Origin of the sequence: Clostridium mediterraneense (genome assembly GCF_900091705.1) — a bacterium.
GTDB classification, from domain to species: Bacteria; Bacillota; Clostridia; order Clostridiales; family Clostridiaceae; genus Sarcina; species Sarcina mediterraneense.
The window spans coordinates 1,205,244-1,223,767 of the sequence record NZ_LT594785.1 but is presented as its reverse complement, the minus strand read 5'-3'; the positions used below and the strand labels follow the sequence as shown (position 1 = coordinate 1,223,767).

Annotated in this window: 17 protein-coding genes; 1 reads left to right on the top strand and 16 read right to left on the bottom strand. The window is 28.1% G+C overall.

Annotated elements, in window-relative coordinates:
- The 16 genes from BN8917_RS07890 to ychF all read right to left on the bottom strand — a co-directional run bounded on the left by BN8917_RS07890 (position 1) and on the right by ychF (position 17,551).
- Positions 1 to 768 (bottom strand): YlmH family RNA-binding protein, encoded by a 768-nt coding sequence (locus tag BN8917_RS07890; protein ID WP_066872964.1) that lies wholly within the window; start codon positions 766 to 768, stop codon positions 1 to 3.
- Between the two features lie 8 nt (positions 769 to 776).
- Positions 777 to 1,235: a cell division protein SepF gene (locus BN8917_RS07885; RefSeq protein WP_066872961.1), complete on the bottom strand. Its 459-nt coding sequence runs from the start codon at positions 1,233 to 1,235 to the stop codon at positions 777 to 779.
- A 12-nt stretch (positions 1,236 to 1,247) separates the two neighbouring features.
- The gene (locus BN8917_RS07880; RefSeq protein WP_066872958.1) at positions 1,248 to 1,910 is read right to left on the bottom strand and encodes a YggS family pyridoxal phosphate-dependent enzyme; all 663 of its coding nucleotides are present in this window, start codon (positions 1,908 to 1,910) and stop codon (positions 1,248 to 1,250) included.
- 67 nt (positions 1,911 to 1,977) lie between these two features.
- Complete coding sequence (locus BN8917_RS07875) at positions 1,978 to 2,712, bottom strand: DUF881 domain-containing protein (RefSeq protein WP_066872955.1); 735 nt, start codon at positions 2,710 to 2,712, stop codon at positions 1,978 to 1,980.
- The gene (locus BN8917_RS07870; RefSeq protein ID WP_066872952.1) at positions 2,713 to 3,054 is read right to left on the bottom strand and encodes a small basic family protein; all 342 of its coding nucleotides are present in this window, start codon (positions 3,052 to 3,054) and stop codon (positions 2,713 to 2,715) included. It lies immediately after the preceding gene.
- A 12-nt stretch (positions 3,055 to 3,066) separates the two neighbouring features.
- A complete protein-coding gene (locus tag BN8917_RS07865) occupies positions 3,067 to 3,798 on the bottom strand; it encodes a DUF881 domain-containing protein (RefSeq protein WP_066872949.1) in 732 nt (243 codons plus the stop codon).
- Complete coding sequence (locus BN8917_RS07860; protein ID WP_066872946.1) at positions 3,795 to 4,577, bottom strand: cell division protein FtsQ/DivIB; 783 nt, start codon at positions 4,575 to 4,577, stop codon at positions 3,795 to 3,797. The genes BN8917_RS07865 and BN8917_RS07860 overlap by 4 nt, the downstream gene beginning before the upstream one ends.
- 185 nt (positions 4,578 to 4,762) lie before the next feature.
- On the bottom strand, positions 4,763 to 5,890 hold the full coding sequence (gene ftsW, locus BN8917_RS07855; protein WP_066872943.1) for a putative lipid II flippase FtsW: 1,128 nt from the start codon (positions 5,888 to 5,890) through the stop codon (positions 4,763 to 4,765).
- 23 nt (positions 5,891 to 5,913) lie between these two features.
- Entirely contained in the window at positions 5,914 to 6,897 is a 984-nt protein-coding gene (gene mraY, locus BN8917_RS07850) for a phospho-N-acetylmuramoyl-pentapeptide-transferase (RefSeq protein WP_066872938.1), read from the bottom strand.
- 51 nt (positions 6,898 to 6,948) lie between these two features.
- Complete coding sequence (locus tag BN8917_RS07845; protein ID WP_066872935.1) at positions 6,949 to 8,304, bottom strand: UDP-N-acetylmuramoyl-tripeptide--D-alanyl-D-alanine ligase; 1,356 nt, start codon at positions 8,302 to 8,304, stop codon at positions 6,949 to 6,951.
- 11 nt (positions 8,305 to 8,315) lie between these two features.
- Positions 8,316 to 9,764 carry a UDP-N-acetylmuramoyl-L-alanyl-D-glutamate--2,6-diaminopimelate ligase gene (locus BN8917_RS07840; protein ID WP_066872932.1) on the bottom strand — a complete coding sequence of 483 codons (1,449 nt, stop codon included), beginning with the start codon at positions 9,762 to 9,764 and terminating at the stop codon, positions 8,316 to 8,318.
- Positions 9,765 to 9,858: 94 nt separating this feature from the next.
- Complete coding sequence (locus tag BN8917_RS07835; RefSeq protein WP_066872927.1) at positions 9,859 to 12,033, bottom strand: stage V sporulation protein D; 2,175 nt, start codon at positions 12,031 to 12,033, stop codon at positions 9,859 to 9,861.
- Between the two features lie 97 nt (positions 12,034 to 12,130).
- Positions 12,131 to 14,383 carry a stage V sporulation protein D gene (locus BN8917_RS07830; RefSeq protein WP_235829991.1) on the bottom strand — a complete coding sequence of 751 codons (2,253 nt, stop codon included), beginning with the start codon at positions 14,381 to 14,383 and terminating at the stop codon, positions 12,131 to 12,133.
- A gap of 120 nt (positions 14,384 to 14,503) precedes the next feature.
- Complete coding sequence (locus BN8917_RS07825; protein ID WP_066872925.1) at positions 14,504 to 14,899, bottom strand: septum formation initiator family protein; 396 nt, start codon at positions 14,897 to 14,899, stop codon at positions 14,504 to 14,506.
- Positions 14,900 to 14,937: 38 nt separating this feature from the next.
- Positions 14,938 to 15,870, bottom strand: a complete 933-nt coding sequence (rsmH, locus tag BN8917_RS07820) for a 16S rRNA (cytosine(1402)-N(4))-methyltransferase RsmH (RefSeq protein ID WP_066872922.1) — start codon at positions 15,868 to 15,870, stop codon at positions 14,938 to 14,940.
- A gap of 583 nt (positions 15,871 to 16,453) precedes the next feature.
- A complete protein-coding gene (gene ychF, locus BN8917_RS07815; RefSeq protein WP_066872919.1) occupies positions 16,454 to 17,551 on the bottom strand; it encodes a redox-regulated ATPase YchF in 1,098 nt (365 codons plus the stop codon).
- A 159-nt stretch (positions 17,552 to 17,710) separates the two neighbouring features.
- Here ychF and pdaA point away from each other — a divergent pair, with 159 nt between their 5' ends.
- The gene (pdaA, locus tag BN8917_RS07810; RefSeq protein ID WP_066872916.1) at positions 17,711 to 18,511 is read left to right on the top strand and encodes a delta-lactam-biosynthetic de-N-acetylase; all 801 of its coding nucleotides are present in this window, start codon (positions 17,711 to 17,713) and stop codon (positions 18,509 to 18,511) included.
- Positions 18,512 to 18,524: the final 13 nt, after the last annotated feature.

Sequence of the window (18,524 nt, the reverse complement as noted above, 5' to 3'; positions counted from 1 at the left end):
CTAAGCATACTTTAATACTGTAATTTTTAATCTTCCACTTTTAGTAGTTCCAAAAGTCTCTTTTATTCTAAATTTTCCTACTTTTCTTATCGTTATTCTCGAATTATCATCAACTTCATAACTTTTATCTGTCACTTCAATATAATCAACTAAAACAAGTCCTTTAGAAATTAACTCACTTGATTTACTTCTTGAGATATTAGCTAATGCTGCAACTACAGAATCTAATCTTTTAGATGCGGCATTTATAATTTCTTCTTTAAAATCAATTTTTGGAATTTCTAGGGGATAATCTATAACTTTACATTCACAGCTTAATTTTTTTATTTTATGTAGATTATCAACTATAAAAGTTGCTAATTTATCAAAAGTTGCTAAATAGCATATTCCATCTTCTTTTAATATAAGGTCTCCTATTTTATCTCTTTTAATTCCAAGAGCCATAATAGCACCAAGAAAATCTTTATGTTCTACAGTTGAAAACTTAGTATTACATTTAATTTCAACTAATTTTATAGGATACTCATCCCATTCAAACTTATTAAAAGCTATTATTCTCCTATCACAATCCTCAAAAATCCCATATGATTCAATAGATAAATTTTTAGTGGCTAATTTCTCTAAACTTTTCCAAACAGAAGGTGGATAGAACTCTTCTGAATATAAGCCTATCCCCCTACTAGATGATTTTTCATAAAGATTATATAACTTCAAAATTTCTAGATCTGCTTGTTTAGAAAATAAAGCTAAAAATTGCTCTTTATTCATTACTCAAATTATTTCCAGTTGAAAATACCTTTTGAGCTTAATTCTGTTTTTAATTCATTTGTTACGTTAACATTTGATGGTGATAAAATGTAAACTCTATTTTCTATATCATCTAAGTTTCCATCTAAAGCATATGATGCTCCACTAACAAAATCTAATAATCTTCTAGCTACTTTAGTTTCTAAAGCACTTGTATTTATAATAACGATATTTCTATTTCTTAATGAATTACAAATTTCTAATGAATCATCATATGATGTTGGTTTTGTTATAACAACCTTTGCTGATGAAGCTGTATGTATACTTACTACTTTGTTTGAATTGTTAACTGAACTTTGTAAAGGTGTTTTAACAACTGGTTCATAATCTTCTTCAAAATCATCTTCTGCTTCTAAGAATTCATCTTCATATTCTTCCTCTGCTTCAAATCCTAAAAATTCCTTCATTTTTCCTATCATTTTTGGCATAATAAAACCCTCCTAATTTATATAATTTCTTTTTCCAAAAATACCTTCGCCAACCCTAATCAAATTACTTCCTTCATCTATAGCTTCTTCATAATCATGAGTCATTCCCATAGATAAAATCTCCATTGATATATTGTTAAACTCTTGATTTTTTAAAATTTCAAATATCTCTTTTGTTTTTTTAAAATATTTTATATTTTCTTCTTTACTACCTTTAGGGATAATAACCATTAAACCCTTGACTAGTATATTATTACATTTTTCTATCTCTTTAATTATATCATAAATATCTTCTTCTAAAACCCCATATTTTTGACTTTCTCTACCTATATTTAATTGAATTAGAGTATTTGCAACAATATTTTCTTTACTAAATCGTTTTTCTAATTCTTTTACTAGGGAAATACTATCTAAAGAATGAATTAGATGTACTTTACCAACAATATATTTAACTTTATTTTTCTGTAAATGACCAATTAAATGCCATCTTACATCTTTATGAAAGTTTTCATATTTGTCACAAAGTTCCTGAACCTTATTTTCTCCAAAATCTCTAATTCCACATTTATAAGCTTCTTCCAAATCTTTTAAGGGTTTAGTTTTAGATACAGCAATTAGATTCACATAATCAGGTATATAATCCAATAAATTTCTTATATTATCCTTTATATTCATCTTCTTTCACTTCCCTCCTTTTTATTTTATACTATTTCTTAAAAAATTCAATTTTTATTTAAAATTTTTAATCATTTTTAATAATTTTAATATTATTATAATTTATATTTTTTATATAGGAAAATATTTTTAGATTTTTTTCTTCCTCAATACTTACTTGTATTCCTCTAGTCTTCATTTTTGCTAAAACTCCATCACTAGCTAATAATCTATTCTTAATAGTTTCTATATCACCTATCATCTTAATTCTAAAAGGAGCAGGAGTCTTTACTCCATTTATAATTAAAAATTGACCCCCACAATATACAGAACTATTAAATATAACTCTATGATCATTTATCGAAATAGCTTCTGCTCCTGCATATTTTATATCATTTAAAACTTCCGTCATATCATTATCATGTATAGTTCTTTGCATTTGTATAAAACTATCAACCACCTCAGACTCAAAAGCTTTCTTTCCATCTTCTAAAGTTACTATAAGACCTTCTCCCTGTACATCATTTACTCCTAAAATATTGTTATTAGCCTCTAGTTCATCTATTAAACTATCTACTTCAAGTTCATTTTCAGTATTACTTTTTATATTCTTATCTTTTTTTTCTAATAAACTTTCTTTTTCCTTTTTTAAAGCTATTAAATCTGACTGTAATCTAGCTCTTTCCTCATATGCATCTTGATACTCTTTTACACTTAATACAACTTTCTTTGGAAACTTAGTTATATTTATATTAAGTGAAATTAATAACCCCAACATAATTGCAGCAATAAATATAAAAAAATTAGCTTCTGTATTTCTCATCTAATCTTCCACTCTTGCTTTTTCTAAAAGAACTATTCTTATAATTGCAAAATTTTCAAATATTCTTACACCAAAAAATATAACTGCAGCAAAATGTAAAGGCATTCCAAGCTTCTCCCCTATATAAACTAATATTGCTGCAAGAATAGCATTACCAAAAAATCCTGAAATAAATATATCTGTTTTAAAATTTTTTGATAATATAGCTCTTACAGCTCCAAAAACTGAACATAATGAAGCAAGTATAGCTATAGATATATATGGTGAGAACTTATCTGGTATATTACCAGGCCATACAATTCCTAAAACTATACCAACTAAAAGACCTATAAAAACAATCATTTTTTCCCCCTATTACTTTTCACTTACTTTTTCACTCACTTTTTCTAAATACTTATTACTTATAGTATAAGTACTCTTCTCTATTTTTAACTCTTGTTTTTCCTCAATTTTATAATCATAATTTATTAAAGAACCAAATTCCATCTCCCTTGGAAAGGTAATTCCCTTCTTTAAATTTTCAATATTTCCTATAGCTCTTATCTCTATAGATTTAGATGGAGATATCCTAGCATCATCACCAATCCATATAAAATCACTTGCATTTTTAATTCCAGTTTGAGGAGTTATCCTATATCCATTTATAGAAATAGCTTCTGCTCCTGAAAAATTTAATAAGTTTACTAAATGAGTAAGTTCATACTCTCTTATATAATTTACATTTTGACCTATAACTAATGGTGATTTCAAATTAATATAAAGAATAATTCCTGGTCCCTTTACATCCTCTTGTCCTAAAAGCATTCTAGATTTATCTAAATCTTCTTTTGTTTTAACTTCAAGCTCTCCTTCGGCAACAGCTTTTTCCTCTATATTTTTAAGTTCCTCAGATAATAACTTATTTTCTTTTAGAAGATCCTTTTTCTGTTTTTTTAAGCCATCTATTTCTTGTATAATATCTTCTTTATCATATCCATCTAAAGTTGCTTTTTCTTTATCCTGCATAAGCTTTAATTGACTTGTTAACATAAATCCTAAAAGTGTACATACTACTGCAAGAGTTAACTGAGAAGATAATTTTCTCATTCTTTATCCCCCTCTAACAAATCCTTTTTTATATTTCCTTTTATTACTGGTTGATCTATAAAACTAACATCAATATACCCATCTTTTAAATCTATATCCTTATCATTTATTATCTTATAAGCTTTTTCATATTTTTTTTGCAAGTCTTTATCATTTCCCATTATTATTTTTATCTTATCTTTATGTAAAACTATATTATTTGTAGAACTTAAATCTAAACTTGTGAATGTATTTTTATTTTTTTCTGATATAAATTCACTTCCTATTTTATCTGCTAATGCTATTACAGCCTTATTATTAGTTATCGCTTGTCCTACTGTTCTATTTTGTATTTTAACGCCCTTAAGGTCAATAAGAGACATTCCATCTGGATTATTTGATATAGCCATAATTATTAAATCTTTATTTAAGATATAACTTTTATTATTGTCTTTTACTCTATATATCATTTTTCTTTCTTCTATTACGACTTCTAATTCATTAGGTAAAATCCTTTTAATATCTACTGATTTTATATATGGATTTTTTAAAATATCCTCTTGTAACTTATTCTTATCTAGTAAAAATATATTACTTCCTAAAACACTTTTACTTTGAAGTACCTTATTATCCTTAAGTATTTTATTTCCTTTAATATTTATCTTACTAATATTCAAAAAAGGAGCCTTAACAAAAATTAATGTAACTATACAAATAAAACTTATACTACCTAAAATAATTTTCCTTATTTTTTTCTTACGTTCTTTTCTTGCAACATATGCCTGTATTTTTTTATTCATTATAATCCCCTTAATTGTAAAAATTTGATAATGTATAAAATAATAATATCATTTCATTTACATTTTTTCATTAGTTTTTTGTTAAAAATTGTATTAAAGCTTATAAGTTATAATAATTTTAACAATTTATATAAATTTACAATAAAAAAAGAGCTATCTTTTTATCTAAAGATAACTCTTTTTTATTATATTGTTTTTTTACTTTGTCTTGATATATTTAATAAAATACCCATTGCAGAAAGATTTATAACTAAAGATGTTCCTCCATAACTTATAAACGGAAGTGGTACACCTGTTACTGGCATAGATCCACTTACAACTGCTATATTTATAATAGCTTGGAATGCTATTATGGCAGTTATTCCTACTGCAAGAAGTGTTCCATAAACATCTTTTGCAGCTATGGATATTTTAATCCCCCTATATATAAACAATATAAATAATGCAATTATAAAAGTGCAACCTATAAGTCCTAATTCTTCTCCTATTATAGAAAAGATAAAATCATTATGAGGTTCTGGCATATACATAGTCTTTTGTCTTGACTTACCAAGACCAAGCCCTACAACTCCACCTGCACCTAAAGAATAGAATGATTGAATTAATTGATATCCATCCCCAGCAGCATCTTTCCATGGATTTATAAAATTCATAAGTCTTGCTACTCTATATGGTTGAATAAATATACCTAAAACCCCTGCACAAAATCCTGCTAGTCCTAACATTCCCATATGAGTGAGCTTAGCTCCAGCTACAAAAATCATTGATATAGTTACAAACATGATTACTGAAGCTATACTAAGATTATTATGAGCAAGAACAAGTCCAGCAAATAAAACTGCTACTAAAAGTGGACCACCAAATCCTTTAACAGTTTTAATTTTTTCTCCCTTAGTTGAAAGAGCTGATGCAAGATATAAAACTATAGCATACTTTGCAATTTCAGATGGCTGAAATGTCATTGGTCCAAGCTTTATCCATCTTGTAGCACCATTAGCTGAGTGCAAAATTGCTTTAGGTCCAATTAATAATAAAAGTAAGAAAATTATAGCTACAACAAGTGCAGGTATAACCCATTTTTTCCAAATACCATAATCTATTCTAGATAATATAAACATAGCAACGCAGCCAACTATACCAAATGCTAATTGTCTTGTAAAATAATACATTCCATTATTTTCTTTAATCATAGCTTGGTAAAAGCTAGCACTATAAACCATTATGATCCCAATAGTAAGAAGTACTATAATTGTTGAAAACAAAATATAGTCAAAGTTGTCTGTACCATTTTTCTTTAATGATTTCAACCCCATTAAATATTCCTCCTAATTTAAATTTAAATAGATAGGAAACCTATAAAGCAAAGTACAACTGTGATAATTGAGAATATTGATACTATCTTTGTTTCTGTCCAACCTTCTTGTTCAAAGTGATGATGAAGTGGAGCCATTTTAAAGATTCTCTTCTTTCTCAATTTAAATGATCCTACCTGTAATATAACTGATAGTGTTTCTACTACATAGATACCTCCAATAATTACTAATATTATTGGCATCTTTAAGAATAATGCTACAGTAGCTATTGCTCCACCTAAAGCAAGTGATCCTGTATCTCCCATAAATACTCTCGCTGGGAAAGCATTAAATCTTAAGAATCCTAGTAATGAACCTGAAAGAGCAACACAGAATATAGCTAAGCTCATATGGTTTGTCTTATAACTTACTATTGCAAGGAATGTTGAAACTAAAACAGTTATTGATGTTGCAAGTCCATCAAGTCCATCTGTTAAGTTAACAGCATTTGTTACTCCAGCAAAGTAAATTACAACAAGAGGAATATATAAATATCCAAGATTTAAGTTAATACTTGTAAATGGTATATCAATAGTTGTTCCTATATACTCATTAGCATAGTAAGCAAGTCCACCTGAAACTATTAATAATAGAATCATCTTTTGCCAAGCCCTAAGTCCTAAATTATTCTTATGTATAATCTTTAGAATATCATCTAGGAATCCTACAAAACCAAAACCTATAAATGCTAACATTGTTACTATAGCCTCTGATGAATTTTTATTATCAGAGAATAAAACCATTGCTAAACATACAATACTTGCTGATATTATAAATATTAATCCTCCAATTGTTGGAGTTCCAGCTTTCTTTAAGTGACTCTGTGGTCCATCTTCTCTTATATTTTGTCCAAATTTAAGTTTATGTAACATTGGTATAATAATAGGTCCTATTATTGCTGCTACTATAAACCCAAGTATAAGAGTCGTGACTATTTCTGGATTTATTAAATTTTTAATTGTTTCCATTTCTGTTTGCTACTTTTTATTATAAGTAGCTCCACCTCCTTAATATGTGCTTTAAATTATGGCTTTTGTTATTTCTTCAAACTTTAATCCTCTTGAAGCCTTTACTAAAACTATATCATCCTTTTGTATATATGCTTTTAAATCCTCTATTAAAGCTGCTTTACTTTCGTACACTGCACAAGCATCACCAAAACCGTTTTTTATATTTTCTGAAAAGCTTCCAAATACAAATAATTTATCTAGACCTTTTTCTTTAGCATATCTTCCTATTTCATTATGAGCATTAATAGATTCATCACCAAGTTCTCTCATAGTTCCAAGAACTCCTATTTTTCTATTCCCCTTTAATGACATAAGAACATCTATAGCAGATTTTACTGAATCTGGACTAGAATTATAACAGTCATCTAAGATTTTATATCCATTTGCATCTTTTAAATCTAATCTCATTGATGTAACTTCTATATTTTCTATTCCTTTTTGCATATCTTCTACTGAAAGATTTAATTCCTTAGCAATTGCATAAGATAACATAAAGTTTTGAATATTATGCTTTCCTGGCATTGGTAAAGAGAAACTATATTTTTGATTTCCATCTATTATATCAAATTTAGAGCTTAAATTATCTAAGTTAATATTTTCTGCTCTTAAAATTAACTCTTTGTCTATACCTGTCTTAATTAGTTTATATTTTTTATTGTTAACTGTAGATAACATTTTATCATCACCATTAACAACTAAAACATTATCTTTATTAAAGAAATCTGCAATTTCCATTTTAGCTTTTAAAATATTATCTTGTGTTTTTAAATTTTCTATATGTGATAATCCTATATTAGTTATAACAGCCATTTCTGGTCTAGCAATATTAGCAAGGAAGTTTATTTCCTTTAAATTGCTCATTCCCATTTCTAATATAGCAACATCATAGCTACTATCTAACTCTAATATCATTAAAGGTAAACCTATATGATTATTGAAGTTTCCTTTTGTTTTAAATACCTTTAACTTTGAACTTAAAACAGCTGACATTATATCTTTTGTTGAAGTCTTACCTGTTGATCCAGTGACACCAATTACTTTTATTCCAAGCTTATTTCTATAAAAACTAGCTAGATTTGCAAGTGCTTTTTCACCATTTTCAACTTTTATTATTCCTACATTTTCATCTAAATCTTTAATGTCAAATAATACTTCTTCTAAAATAACTAAACTAGCACCTTTATCTATAGCATCTTTAACATATTGATTAGCATCAAAATTTTCACCTTTTAAAGTTATAAATATACTATCTTTTTCAATCTTTCTAGTATCTGTTGAAACCTTTTTTCCTGTATAAACCTTAGGAACTTTTATTGCTTCACCATTTACAGCACTCAATATTTCATCAAAGTTTAATTCTAACATATAGAACACTCCTATTTATCTAATATTTCATATACTACTTTTCTTTCATCAAAATCTATAGTTTCATCTTTTAGTATTTGATATGTTTCATGACCTTTTCCTGCTATAAGAACAACATCACCAGACTCTGCCATATTCATAGCTTTTTCTATAGCATTATATCTATTTACCTCAACTTCATAATTTTTATTATCAAGTGGCTTTATTATGTCCTCAATAATACTCATAGGGTCTTCTGATCTTGGGTTATCTGAAGTTATTATAGCTATTTCTGATAAATCACAAGCTATTTTACCCATTTGAGGTCTCTTGACCTTATCTCTATCTCCACCACAACCTACAACTGTAATTATTCTATTTTTAACAAATCCTCTTACAGTTTTTAAGATATTTTCAAGTCCATCTGGAGTATGTGCATAGTCAATTATTATGCTATAGTCAAGATTTCTATCTTTAGCTACCATTTCACATCTTCCTGGAATAACTATATCACTAATTCCTTCTTTAATAGCTTTAATATCTATTCCTAAATTATAAGTTGATAAAATAGCTCCTAAAGCATTGTGAATATTATATTCTCCTGGGATATTAATATTGAATTCTTCAACATTTCCATCTATCTCTAACTTAAATTCTGAACCATTTTGACTCATTTTAATCTCAAAAGCCTTAAATTCTGAATCTTTTTCTATTGAAAATGCTACTTTTTTAGAATCCATCTTAGCTAAATCTTCTAATACTCTTTGACCATAGTCATCATCTACATTAATTATTGAAGTTTTTGATCTTTCGAAAAGCTTAAATTTAGCATGGTAATAGTTTTCAAAAGTTTTATGGAAATCTAAATGATCTCTTGTTAAATTTGTGAATATACCTGATTCAAATTTTACTCCATAAACTCTATCTAGATCTAAAGAGTGTGATGAAACTTCCATTACACAATATTCTACACCTTCATTAACCATCTTACTAAATAATTCTTGAAGTTCAAATGATTCTGGTGTTGTTCTTTCAGTATCTATTTTTTGACTTCCTATATAGTTAGCTATAGTACCTATAAGTCCAACCTTTTTACCTGCCTTCTCTAAAATAGACTTAATAATAAACGCAGATGTAGTTTTTCCATTTGTTCCTGTTATACCTACTATCTTTAATTTATCTTGTGGTCTTCCAAAGAAGTTTGATGATATCTCTGCAAGTGCCTTTCTAGTATCTTTAACTTTTATAAAAGTTACACCATCTATAAGTTCTACATCATCTTGCACAACTATAGCTGTCGCTCCTTTAGATACTGCGTCTTTTATAAAACTATGTCCATCAACCTTAAATCCTTTTACGCAAACAAATAAGTCTCCCTTATTTACTTTTCTATTGTCATAGCGTACTTTTTCTATGATTATGTTATCATTTCCTTGTATAAGCTCAAAGCTTATGTCTTTTAATAAATCTTTTAAAAGCATACTTTCACTCCTTAAATACTATGCTTAAATTTACAAATTAATTCATAAAAATATTAGCATGCGAATAGCATTCACATGCTAATTTATATAAAAATTAATCTGTCTTTAAATTTAATTGAATGGTCTGTCCCTTTTTAATAACCTCTCCCTCTTTAATGCTTTGCTTAGTAACCAGTCCTTCACCTTCAAAAGTTAGTGTAAGTCCTATTTTCTCAGCAATACTCTCACTCATTTCTTTAGAAAGACCTATAAAATTTGGAACTATAATATCTTTATTATAATTTGAACTACCTCCTGTGTAAAGTTTTATCTCTGAATCCTCATTTACCATATATCCCGCTTTAGGTAACATATCGCTTATATACTCTTCATCACCTTCAATTTTGTACTTTAAGCCTGCTTCCTTTAATATTTCTTTTGCTTCTTTAACTTCAAGTCCTCTAACTTCTGGAACTATTAAATCATTAGTTTTAAGATTAGCATCAAAATATTCTGGTCCTAAATAATTAAATATATCTTCATATACCATTTTTGCAACTGGTGTTGCTATAACTCCACCATAATAAGCTGAACCCTTAGGGTCATCTATTGACACAAATAATGTTATCTTAGGATTGTCTGTTGGAACCATTGATATAAATGAAGCTACATATCCTCCACCATATCCTCCAGTTGCCTTAACTTTTTGTGCAGTACCAGTTTTTCCTCCAATTTGATAACCTTCTACTTGAGATTTTTTTGCTCCCCCTTCAATTACAACTGTTTCTAATATTCTTCTCATTTCTTTTGCAGTTTCTTCACTTATAACTGATTTTTTAGTTTTTGGCTCAAATTTTTTATCTACTATTGTTTCACCACTTTCATTTACATGAGTTACTTCCTTCATTACATGAGGCTGTATAAGTGTTCCACCATTTGCAACTGCATTAAAAGCAGTAAGATATTGAATCATATTTACAGTATTAGTTTGTCCAAAAGATATGGTAGCTAAATCAGTATCTGTAATTTTTTCAGCTTTCTTTACTATTCCTGGTGCTTCCCCTGGTAAATCAACACCTGATTTTGTTCCTAAACCAAATGCCTTTATATATTCAGTTAATTTTTCAGCTCCTAATCTTTGTCCTAAAGTCATAAATCCAACATTACATGAATTCTGAACTATACCTTCAAATGTTAATGGACCATGTCCTGATCTTTTCCAACATCTTATATTTCTATCCCCAACTCTTAGACTACCACCACAATTATAAGTCTCTCCTTTATTAGCTAAACCTTCTTCCATAGCTGCAACAGCTGTTACAACCTTAAATATAGAACCTGGTTCAAAAGTATCTGATACAGTTCTATTTCTCCACATTTTTTGTATTTTTTCATTATCTGTTGCACCTTCGAAGCCTTCAAATCCTTCATATGGGCTATTAAGATCAAATCCTGGTGAATTAACCATTCCAAGTATTTCGCCATTATTAGGATCCATAGCTATAATACTAACTGTAGTAGCTTTATTTTTTTCAAGAGTTTTTTCTGCTGCCTTTTCTAAAAATGATTGTATTTGTGAATCTATAGTTAAAACTACATCCTTACCATCTACTGGTGGAGTAAAGCTAGAAATTATATCTGTTATTGCTGAGCCTTCCTTAGCTATTTCTGTTATTCTAACACCTGGAACTCCTGATAAATCACTATCATACATAAGTTCCACCCCTGTTAGTCCTTTACCATCTGAATTAGTATTACCTATAACATGAGATAAAAAAGATCCTTCTGGATAATATCTTTTTGTATCTGCTGATACCATGACTCCATCTATATTTAATTCCTTAACTTTATCTGCTCTTTCTTTATCAACTCTTCTAGCAACTATAGAACTTTGGGCAGGAGCTCCTGATGGAAGTCTATAATTTAATTTTTTAAGTGCAGTTTCTTTATCCATCTCTAATGCTTCTGAAAGTCTTATTGCTAAATCCTCATTTGTAGTATTATGTTCTTTATTATATTTAGCTACTGTTTTTAAGTCTAAATCTACCCTATATACATTACCACTTATGGCTAGCTCCTTACCGTTTCTATCTAATATTTTTCCACGCTTTGCAGCTATTTTTACATCACTTGTCCATTGTTCAACAGCCATTTTTGAATATTGACCACTTTTAAAAATCATTATATATCCAACACGTACAAGAAGTGCTAAAAGTATACATATAAGTACTGATACTCCTACCATAATTCTTCGTTTTACAGTAGCATTATCATTAAAACTTCTTTTCATAACTTTACCTCCATAATAAAAATAGGGATATACCTAAATTGATATATCCCTAAATAATATGTTAAACACTCTTATTAAATTACTTTAAGTTGAAATTTTATTCTTGAAGTATAAATTTAATTGTATCTCCATTTTTAATAATAGTATCTTTATTAATACTTTGCTTATTAATTACACCCTTATCTTTATCAAATTCACCTTTTAGTCCAATTTTTTTAAGCATCTCTTCAGCCATTTGTTTTGTAAAACCTATCATATTAGGAACCATAATATCTTTATCTATTCTAGAACCTTGTGTAAGCTTTAAAACTATATTTGAATCACTTTTAACCATTGAACCTGGAATAATATCCATCTTTGATACAATATCCCCTTTTCCTTCAAATTTAACATTTATCCCTAATTCCTTTAAAGTTTCTTCAGCTTTAGATTTAGTCATTCCTCTAACTTCTGGAATTATAAATGATTTATTTTTATTATTATCAAAATTAAGAGCTTCTGCTGATTTATTATTAAATATTTTTTCTAATACTTTTTTAACTACTGGACCTCCCATTGCACCTCCTGATGCGGCAGAAGACTTTGGATTCTCAATTTTAACTAATATACTGACCTTTGGATTATTAGCTGGTGCAGTTGCTATAAATGAAGCAATTCTACCTTTTCCATACCCCCCATTAATACTATCAACCATTTGTGCAGTACCAGTTTTCCCACCTACTCTATATTCTTCAAGATAAGCAGATTTTCCTGTACCATGAGTTACTACATTTTCAACCATTGTTCTAATTTGCTTAGATGTTTCTTCACTTATAACTCTTTTTTTAGTAGGTTTAAATACATCATCTATAACATCTGCCCCTTCATCTGTAGTATGAGATATTTCTTTCATGACATGTGGCTCTACTAATAATCCACCATTTACAGTTGCATTAAATGCTGATAATAATTGTAGCATATTAGCTGTATTAGCTTGTCCAAAGGATACTGTAGCTAAATCTACATCTGACATATTTTCAGGATTCATTACAATCCCTTTACTTTCTCCTGGTAAATCAATTCCTGTAAGTTCTCCAAATCCAAACTCTTTAATATACTTATATAATTCATCTTTTCCAAGCTTAAAAGCTACTTCCATAAGTCCAACATTACAAGAATTCTCTAAAATTTGACTAAATGTTTGTGGCCCATGTCCAGCACCATTCCAACAATTTATTCTAGTTCCTAAGATAACTTTATATCCATTACAATAATAAGTTTCACCTTTACCAGCAACTCCTTCTTCAATTGCAGCTGCTAATGTCATAACTTTAAAAGTTGAACCTGGTTCATATGTGTCTGATACTATTCTATCTCTCCACATTTGTTGTATTTTTTCATCATCTGTTTTACCACTAAATTTTTCAAATCCTTCATAAGGTTTATTAGGATCATAATCTGGAGTTGTAGCTGCTGCTAATATTTCACCAGTATTAGGCTCCATAACTAATATATTTACAGATTCAGCTTTATACTCATCCATAGTTTCCTTTGCTATTTTTTCAACAAAATATTGAATTTGCTCATCTATTGTTAAAACTACATTTTTTCCATCTATAGCTGGTGTAAATTCTGATTCTTTAAGTGGTAAGGGATCCTGTCCTTTACTAACTTCAGCTATTCTTACCCCAGGTACTCCTGATAATATTGAATCATATGTAAGTTCTACACCATTAAGTCCCTTAATATCTGAATTAACATTTCCTAATATATATGATGAGAAGTTTCCATTTGGGTAATATCTCTTTGTATCGCTTGAAATTATTATTCCATAATACTTTAAGTCTTTTATTTTATCAGCTACTTCTTTATCAATTCTTCTAGCTAAAATCGCACTAGTTGCTGGATTTCCAGATGGTAATTTAGCATTAAGTTTTGCTAAAACTTCTTTTTTATCTATCTTTAATATACTTGCAAGCTGACTAGCAAGCTTATTTTTTTCCTTCTCTTTCTTTTCTTTTTCACTTAAATCACTATTATCTTTTCTAGCATTTTTTTCATAAGTTTTATTAAGAGTTGTAAGATCTAAATCTACTCTATATACATCTCCACTTATAGCTAGCTCATTTCCATTTCTATCTAAAATTTTTCCTCTTTTAGCTTCTATTCTTATTTCATTTACCCATTGCTCTTCAGCCATTTTGCTATATTTATCAGCTTTAAATACCATTGTATATGTAAGTTTTAAAAAAATAAGTAAAGTAGGTATGCTAAGAATTATTAAAAGCCATCTACATCTATTTGAAATAGCTACCTTTTGTTTTGCAGTATATTTTTCTTTTATTCTATTTTTACTAGCTTTTCTTTTCACACTGTACCCCCATAAAACATTAATTTTAAAATATAAAATTAGGATGCACCTATATAAAGTACACCCACTCATCAAATATTATCTGACTAATTAGATTCCCCTTAAAATTTAGCCATTGTTTTATTTAACTATTTGTAACATATCTTCCTTTTCTGGAAATACCATTCCTAACTTCTCTTTAGCTACTTTTTCTATATTTTCTAATGAAGAATGTTCTAATAGCTTTATTCTTAAATCTTCATTATTTTCTTTCATAATTCTAATATCATTTTTAATTTTAGTTATTTCTTGTTGCTTCTTATAGATTTGACAATCTGTAATTAGAATAATCATTCCGAACACAGCAATAAGTCCTGCTGTTAAAACAGATAACCTTCTTATTTTTTTATCTTTTTCTTGTTTTAATTTAAATTGCTTTTTTCTATATTCTTCTCTTCTTTTGCTTCTATCAATTTTTTTTCTCTTTGGTTGAAGTGTTTGTTTCTCTCTCTCATAATTAGTTTTTTCTACAACCATACCACTTCATCCCCTACTAAAATTAATTCTTCATACCCTTATAATTTCTCTATAACTCTAAGTTTTGCACTTCTACTTCTTGGGTTGTACTCAAGCTCTTCCTCACTAGCTTCTATTGGTTTTCTAGTAATAATCTTTACTATTGGTTTATTATTACATACACATACTGGTAAGCTACTTGGACATGTACATGGATTTGTTAAATCCTTATATGTTTTCTTAACTATTCTGTCTTCTAATGAATGGAAAGTAATTATTGCCATTCTTCCACCCTTATTTAATTTTTCTACCCCATCTTTAATTGTATTTGAAATTATAGCAAGCTCTCTATTAACTTCTATTCTTATAGCTTGGAAAGTTCTCTTTGCAGGATGAGGTCCTTCTCTTCTTGCTTTTGCAGGTATTGCTGATTTTATTATCTCAACTAATTCAAATGTTGTTTCTATCGGTTTTTCTTCTCTAGCTTTAACAATAAAATCTGCTATTCTTTTTGCAAACTTTTCTTCTCCATATTCTTTAATTATTCTAAATAATTGTTCTGCTGTATAAGTATTTATTACTTCATAAGCTGAAAATTCTTCTTCTCTATTCATTCTCATATCAAGTGGAGCATCTTGCATATAGCTAAATCCTCTTTCAGCATTATCAAGTTGATAAGATGAAACTCCAAGGTCTATTAAAATACCATCAACTCCATCTATTTCTAAATTATCTAAAACATTTTTTAAATTTTCAAAATTACTATGAACTAAAGTTGCATTATTAAAATCTTTTAATCTTTCTCCCGCTGCTTTTAAAGCATCCTTATCTTGATCTATTCCTATAAGTCTTCCATTTTCACCCAAGTGTTGTAAAATAACTGATGAATGTCCTGCACCACCCAAAGTACAGTCAACATAAATCCCATCATTTTTTATCTTTAGTCCCTCAATACATTCATTCAAAAGAACTGATATGTGTTTAAAATCCATATTGTTTCTCCTTATATTTAAAATTAAATAGTTTAATATTCTTTATTTTAAATAGAATCTTTAATTCTACTCTATTTTTATCTTTATATACTAAAATATTTTTATAAAAAATTATAAATTTAATTATTTATAACATATATACACTTATTTTTCATATATTAGTAAATTAAGGTTATTAATTGAATTATTTCTTTAATTATAATTTACACTATTTTATACTAACTTTGCAACCATTTTACATAAGTTTACAGCTATTTTACTAAATTTTTATACGATAAATATTAATTTCATTATACAATTAAACAATTAATATACCAATTAACGATTTTTATTTAGTATATTTATGTAAATATCTACGATTTATTTTATTTTTTTGCCACTAACTATCATCTTCTATAAAATAAAGTAAATTTAAGAAGTTATATATCGATAGATAGTATTTAATGTCTTTATACTATGTAGAAAAAATATATATTATAAAATATAAAAATAGAATTTATAATATTTTAATATATTGCATTTTATATACAAAATAAAAAAGACTGTCTTTATAAGACAGTCTCTTTTATTGTAGTAATTTAAATTAAACATTAAATCTAAATTGAACTACATCTCCATCTTTCATTACATAGTCTTTTCCTTCTAATCTGTAAAGACCTTTTTCTTTAGCTGCAGCTTCTGAACCACATGCAACTAAATCATCATATGCTACAACTTCAGCTCTAATAAATCCTCTTTCAATATCTGAGTGAATCTTACTTGCTGCTGCAGGAGCTTTTGTTCCTTCTTTTATTGTCCAAGCTCTAACTTCTTGAACTCCAGCTGTAAGGTAACTTATTAATCCAAGTAATTTATAACTTGCTTGAATTAACTTATCAAGACCTGATTCTTCTAATCCGTACTCTGATAGCATTTCTGCTTTTTCTTCATCTTCAAGCCCTGATAATTCTTCTTCTAATTTAGCTGAAACTATTGTAATTCCTGAATTTTCTGCCTCTGCATACTCTTTAACTTTTTTAACCATGTCATTTTCAAGGTTTCCTGCCATCATATCATCTTCTGATATATTACATGCATAAAGAACTGGTTTTGATGTAATTAAGAAGAATCCTTTTAATAACTTAGCTTCATCTTCATCAACTTCTAATGTTCTAGCTGGTTTATTAAGTTCTAAGTGAGCTTTAACTTTTTCCATTAATGCATATTCAGCCTTAGCTACTTTATCCCCTGATTTAACTGACTTAAGAGTTCTTTCCATTCTTCTTTCAATAACATCTATATCAGCAAAAATAAGTTCAAGGTTTATTGTTTCAATATCTCTTATAGGATCTACTGAACCTTCAACGTGAACAACATTTTCATCATTAAAACATCTAACAACGTGAACTATTGATGATACTTCTCTTATATGTGATAAGAACTTATTTCCAAGTCCTTCACCTTTACTTGCACCTTTAACAAGACCTGCAATATCATAAAATTCAATTGCTGTATATACTTTTCTTTTTGTTCCATACATTTTTTCTAAAACATCTAATCTTTTATCTGGTACACTAACCACTCCAACATTTGGTTCTATAGTACAGAATGGATAGTTTGCTGATTCAGCACCTGCTTTTGTTATAGCATTAAATAATGTACTTTTCCCTACGTTTGGTAAACCAACTATTCCTAACTTCATCTATGTACATTCCTTTCATTTTTAACTTATTCATATACCATAAAATTATACTCTAGCTTCTATTATATTTCAAGCCATGTATATTCTTGGCTATTATGGCATGAATATTTTATATACTCTTAAAGCTTAAAAGCCATACTAATTATTGAGGTGATGTTCATGAAAAAATTTCTTTCACTAATAATGGGCTTATCATTGCTTTTTTCTCCAATAAAGGTTTTGGCTAATGAAAATAAAATAACTAATAATGAATTTAGTTGGTATTATTCATTTGACAAAAATTTAAATAAACTTATGGCACCTAAGGAAACTCCTTATGTAACTGATGATTTAGCTATCTATAAAGGTGATGAAACTCAAAAAGTTTTATATCTAACATTTGATGAAGGTTATGAAAATGGATTTACGCCTAAAATCTTAGAAGTATTGAATAATAATAATGTTCCAGCAGCCTTTTTTGTTACTAAACCTTATATAACTGGTAATCCAGATATAATAAAGAGTATGGTAGATGGTGGACATCTTGTTTGTAATCATACTTCTCGTCATAAATCTATGCCAACACTTGCAAATAAACCTGAATTTAAAGATGAATTTACAAATGTTGAAATAGCCTATAAAGAAGTAACAGGTAAAGATATGCCTAAATATTTTAGACCTCCTATGGGAAGATATAGCCACAAAGCTTTAGTTGAAACTAAAAACTTAGGATATATATCTGTATTTTGGAGCTTTGCTTATAAAGACTGGTTAGTAGATAAGCAACCAAGTAGAGAATATGCAATAAATAAAATAACTTCAAATATACATAATGGTCAAATTTTACTTTTACATGCCTGCTCAAAAACTAATACTGAGATATTAGATGAGGTATTAAAAAAATTAAAAAATGATGGTTATGAATTTAAATCATTAGATCATTTAATGGAAAATAGAAAAACAGGAGAAGCCTTAAACTAAGGCTCTCTTGTTT